Annotated in this window: 6 protein-coding genes; 2 read left to right on the forward strand and 4 right to left on the reverse strand. The window is 56.0% G+C overall.

What is annotated here, in order from left to right; translation table 11 throughout:
- The coding region (locus ACP5VX_RS04490) for a DUF4870 domain-containing protein (RefSeq protein WP_428724699.1) at positions 1-350 on the forward strand (350 nt) is incomplete at its 5' end.
- A 38-nt stretch (positions 351-388) separates the two neighbouring features.
- On the opposite strand, the gene ACP5VX_RS04495 is transcribed toward ACP5VX_RS04490, so the two are convergent.
- Genes ACP5VX_RS04495 through glyS form a run of 3 tightly spaced genes read right to left on the reverse strand, consistent with a single transcriptional unit; the run spans position 389 to position 2,930 of the window.
- Positions 389-763: a hypothetical protein gene (locus tag ACP5VX_RS04495; protein WP_428724700.1), complete on the reverse strand. Its 375-nt coding sequence runs from the start codon at positions 761-763 to the stop codon at positions 389-391.
- Positions 764-811: 48 nt separating this feature from the next.
- A complete protein-coding gene (locus tag ACP5VX_RS04500) occupies positions 812-1,174 on the reverse strand; it encodes an AbrB/MazE/SpoVT family DNA-binding domain-containing protein (protein WP_428724701.1) in 363 nt (120 codons plus the stop codon).
- Between the two features lie 19 nt (positions 1,175-1,193).
- Positions 1,194-2,930 carry a glycine--tRNA ligase gene (gene glyS / locus ACP5VX_RS04505; protein WP_428724702.1) on the reverse strand — a complete coding sequence of 579 codons (1,737 nt, stop codon included), beginning with the start codon at positions 2,928-2,930 and terminating at the stop codon, positions 1,194-1,196.
- Between the two features lie 71 nt (positions 2,931-3,001).
- Between glyS and speB the strand changes: the two genes are divergently transcribed.
- The gene (gene speB / locus ACP5VX_RS04510; protein WP_428724703.1) at positions 3,002-3,859 is read left to right on the forward strand and encodes an agmatinase; all 858 of its coding nucleotides are present in this window, start codon (positions 3,002-3,004) and stop codon (positions 3,857-3,859) included.
- On the opposite strand, the gene modA is transcribed toward speB, so the two are convergent.
- A partial coding sequence (gene modA, locus ACP5VX_RS04515; protein ID WP_428724704.1) for a molybdate ABC transporter substrate-binding protein occupies positions 3,851-4,567 on the reverse strand: 717 nt, incomplete at its 5' end. The genes speB and modA overlap by 9 nt on opposite strands.

Genomic DNA, 4,567 nt, shown 5'->3' on the forward strand with positions numbered 1-4,567 from the left:
TGACGCTTCAAGAGGAGGAGAAGATCTGGGGTCTTATCGCGTGGTTGATACCCTTAGTCGGGCCGGTGCTAGCGCTGGTGCTCAAGCCCAACCTGAGATACGTTAAGCACTGGTCGCTCCTCTCCATAGGGTTTTTCATCCTGGTGATAGCCGGTTATGTGGTGTTGTGGATAGTAGACCTCTTCCTTTCTCTTGTACACCTAGGCATCCTCGCTGGCGTGTTGTCGGCGCTGTTCTGGCTACTCGTAGTAGTGCTATGGATCATAGGCGCTGTTAAAGCGGTCCAGGGCGAGTACTGGAGGCCCGTCCTAGTCTACGATATAGCCCAAAGGATCGGCTTAACCGAGTAGAGCGCAGCTGGGGCTCGTGTGCGGGCCCCGGCCACCCTCTAGGGTAGACGCATAGAGCTTATCTTTTCGAGGAGTCTCCTTATACTCGCCGACTCTTCTACAAGCCCCTTCTTCTCCAGCTCAAGCACGGCGTCGGAGAGGAGGTCCTTCAGGTAAGGTATCGAGACGGCGGTTAGGTATGTGTAGTAGGTGTGGATATACCTGGACATGGTTGGGTCGCGCACATCGGCTGCTCTGTACTCGGCTTCGAGCCGCCCCGTCCTCTCTACTGCGTCTGCGAGCCTCTGTATAAAGCTGGTGATGAGCTTCCTGTCGCTCGTATATGGTATGGCCTTGGCGAAGTCCAAGATCTCCTCGTAGTCGTCTACGAGTCTTTTCAACGCTGTTAGAACGTCCACGCTTTCAGACCCCACCCAGGAAACACCCTGACTTTAGATTACTATAGGCTGTCCTCTACGAAGCTAGCGAGCCCTCCTAACCGTAGCTATACTGTTGTTTGCGACCCCCTGCCTCGTCAACTCGTCCGGGTGAGCGTACACGACGTTGGTGTCGCTCGACTCGAACAGAGTGGCTGTGTAGGTGAACTTCTTCTTCCCTGCTACAACGAGCTCTACCGCGTCTCCCTCCTTGATGCCGAGCATTTTGGCCAGCTCTGTGGGGATCTTCATCTTAGAGGGGTCTAGGCTAGAGTCGAACTGGACTCTAATCCTCTTCTCTTTAATACTGGTCTCTTTCTTCCTCAACTCGCTGGCGGGCGGGACTATTGCGAGTAGCTTGTTTATGTCGGGCTTGCTCCCCCCGGCCTCCTTACCCTCTTGGCTCATGACGCGTCATCTCTCAAAGTCATATCATAGTATTCTCTCTGAGATATTTAAGTATGGTATCGTACAACTCGCCGATGCCCACTCTCACCTGCCTACGCGTGTCCCTGAACCTGATAGTGACTGTGCCGTCTTGGAGCGATTGGTGGTCTACCGTGACAGCATAGGGGATCCCGATCTCGTCCGCCCTAGCGTACCTCCTACCTATACTCCCCTCCTCGTCGTACACCACGCGCAGCCCCCTCTCCCTAAGGTTCTGGACGATCCTCCTCGCTAACGAGACCATGGCCTTGTGCTCTTCTCTGCTCCCGGCCATGAGCGGGAAGACGGCTACGTGGAAAGGCGCCAACCGGGGTGGTATCTTCAGCACTACTCTGTCTTCGACGACGTTGTAGGAGTACTCCAGGAGCACGTACAGTAGCCTCTCAACCCCGTAGGAGGGCTCCACTACGTGGGGTACGATCTTCTCCCCGTGGACGAGGGACCTCTCCTCTCTCAGCGTGAAGAACTCCCTCCCTATCTTCAAGCCCCCCGCCTCTACGTAGCCCTTGCTCGAGATCTCTTCGTACAGCTCCTCCTGGCTCTTCCCCTGGAGAGCCTTCAACGCCTCTTGGAACCGCTCACCTAGGCGTTCAGCTAGGGCCTTGTAGTCTACGATCACCCTCTTCTTGACGACTTCGACGGGCTTCTCGTACTTCTTGAAGTAAAACATGTCTACACCGCTGTAGTCCATGTGCCTCTTCAAGTCGTAGTCCGTCCTATAGGCGTAACCCGCCACCTCCACCCACCCGAACTTGGCCGAGTAGACCTCCTGGTCGAACGTCTGAGCCGAGTAGTGTGCTCTCTCGTGTGGCAACTTCTCGAAGAACCTTGTCTTGTCGGGCGGGATGCCGAGTGATCTCACAAACTTGTTTCCGACCCCCATCCAGAAGGCTAGCCACGGGTTCTTGACTATACCCTTGCTGATAGACTCCCTGACAGTGACCGTGACAGGCTCCTCGACACCCCTCTCGCGGCTCTCTGCTGTCACAATGTTCAACGTCTCGCCCTCAACGTAGGGCAGGTACTCTTCCACTTCTCTAACGCTCTCGGAAGGGTCGTGGAAGAACTCCAGCTCCATGATAGTGAACTCCCTCAGCCTCAAGAGCCCCTGTCTAGGCGATATCTCGTTCCTGGCAACTCTTCCTATTTGCGCTATGCCGAGCGGTAGCCTGTTCCTAGCGATATTCAACACAGTCTTGAAGTTGACGAACATCCCCTGGGCGAGCTCGGGTCTCAAGTACCCCAACTGCCCCTTGTAGGGGCCGATCTCGGTCTTAAAGAGGAGGAGGGCGTTCTCGGGCTTGGACAGCTCGCCGCCGCACTCGGGGCACCTCACGTTCTTCTCCACGATCACCCTCCAGATCTCTTCTAGGCTGGCCCCCTCCACGTTCAGGCCTGTTGCCTCCTTGACCAAGTGGTCTGCCCTGTACACTCTTCCACACTTCGTGCACACGACTATGGGGTCTGTGAAGTGGTCCTCGTGCCCGCTGGCCTTGAACACCACCTGGGGGTTTATGACCGGCGTCTCGACCTCCACCATGAAGTCGAAGGCGTAGACGAAGGTCCTAAGCCACTCTTCGATGATGTTCCTCTTCAGGAGCACGCCGACGGGGCCGAAGTCGTAGAAGCCGGCAAGTCCACCGTATATCTCGTAGGAGACCCAGTAGAACCCCCTCTTCTTTGCTAGGTCGGCTAGCTTATCGTACACGTCGCTCAATTACCGCCCACCTTAGGGGATTCATATTAAATTTCCGGATAATATAAGGACAAATCACGCGAGGTGTCTACATGGGCTGGAGGCATTTGTTGACGAAGACCAAGCCGTTCGGCTGCATCGAGAAGGAAGAGCCGGGCATCGTCATAGTGGGCGCCCCTCTCGACTCGACCTCGACGTACAGGCCCGGTTCAAGGCTCGCCCCCGATAGTATAAGGGAAGCGGCGTGCAACTTGGAGCTCTACTCTCTGCTCGGTAGGAGGAGTCTCGAGCACATCGGTCTGACCGACCTGGGGAACATCGTCATACCCCAGGGAGACGTGGAGCTGTCGCTGAGGAACATCAAGACGGTCGCTAAGGGGGTAAGAGAGGACTACCCAGACTCGCTGAAGGTGTTCGTGGGCGGGGAGCATCTCGTGACGCTACCCATCGTCGAGGCGCTGGGAGACCTCGTGGACACGGTCGTAATATTCGACGCCCATCTCGACATGAGGAGCGAGTACCTGGGCTCGACGCTCAACCACGCCACGTTCGCCAGGAGGCTGGTAGAGAAGGGCTTCAGGGTTGTACACATCGGCTCGAGAGCGCTGAGCGCTGAGGAGGCCGAGTACGTCAAAGACCTCGACAACGTTAGAGTACTGGACGTATTAGAGGCCAGGAGAGGGGTGAACATAGGTAAGCTAGGCTCAGTCTACATCAGCGTAGACATGGACGTCGTAGACCCCTCTTACGCTCCAGGGGTTGGCAACCCCGAGCCTCTCGGCTTGACGCCCTGGGAGTTACTGGAACTGGTAAGAGAGCTAGTAGCAAGCTCCAGCAGATTGGTCGGTGTAGACGTAGTGGAGGTAAACCCACTAGTAGACCCGGGAGGCATCACCTCTGTGTTGGCGTCAAAAATAATATTAGAGGTTATAGGGTTGTACCTACGCTGAAGTGGACCTTATGAAGGACTCGGCCTCTTCCTTTGTGGCGAAGAAGCCTTGCTGCCTCTCCACGTTCTTGACGTAGTCCGACGAAAGGAACTCGACGAACTTCTTAGCCAGTTCCACGTTCTTGCTAGTCTTCGACACGTAGACCGGTGAGAAGTACACGCTAGTGTTATAGCCGCACCTCCACGGGTAGATCACGGTCTTAGTCAAGTTGGCCAGCGTCGAGTTGAACGTGTTCCATATGAAGGCGGCATCGACACCACCCAACTTGTACCACGTGATTAGCTCAGCGATGTCCTTGGCTACGACGATCTTGTCCATTATCTGGCTGGCATTGGGGCTCTGGTTGATTATCTTCAGGGCCTCAGCCCCGGCGGGCGCGGCCTGCGGGTTCGCGACCCCGACTTTCACGTCGTACTTGGCTAGGTCGTCCACACACGTTATATTGTACGGGACTGTGCTTCTGACGTAGACTAGGACGACCTGGTAGCCGAGGCCCGTGGTGGGGGTCGAGTAGACTAGCCCGTTGTTAAGGGCTTTAACACCCCAGTCCTCAGACGCGAAAATCACCACGTCTATCGGGACGCCCTCCTTGATCTTCGTGTAGATATTCCCGGAGGCCTCGTACGAGACCAGTACTCTTGCACCGGTCAGGTTCTCGAACACGCTTACGACCTTGTCTAGGATCGGCTTGGCTATAGGTGCGGCGTC

Origin of the sequence: Thermogladius sp., from assembly GCF_049970955.1 — an archaeon.
Lineage (GTDB): Archaea > Thermoproteota > Thermoprotei_A > Sulfolobales > Desulfurococcaceae > Thermogladius.

Bases quoted from the DNA above. Each gene is read 5' to 3' on its own strand.
- speB (WP_428724703.1), top strand. From the start codon at position 3,002: ATGGGCTGGAGGCATTTGTTGACGAAGACCAAGCCGTTCGGCTGCATC.
- ACP5VX_RS04500 (WP_428724701.1), bottom strand. From the start codon at position 1,174: ATGAGCCAAGAGGGTAAGGAGGCCGGGGGGAGCAAGCCCGACATAAAC.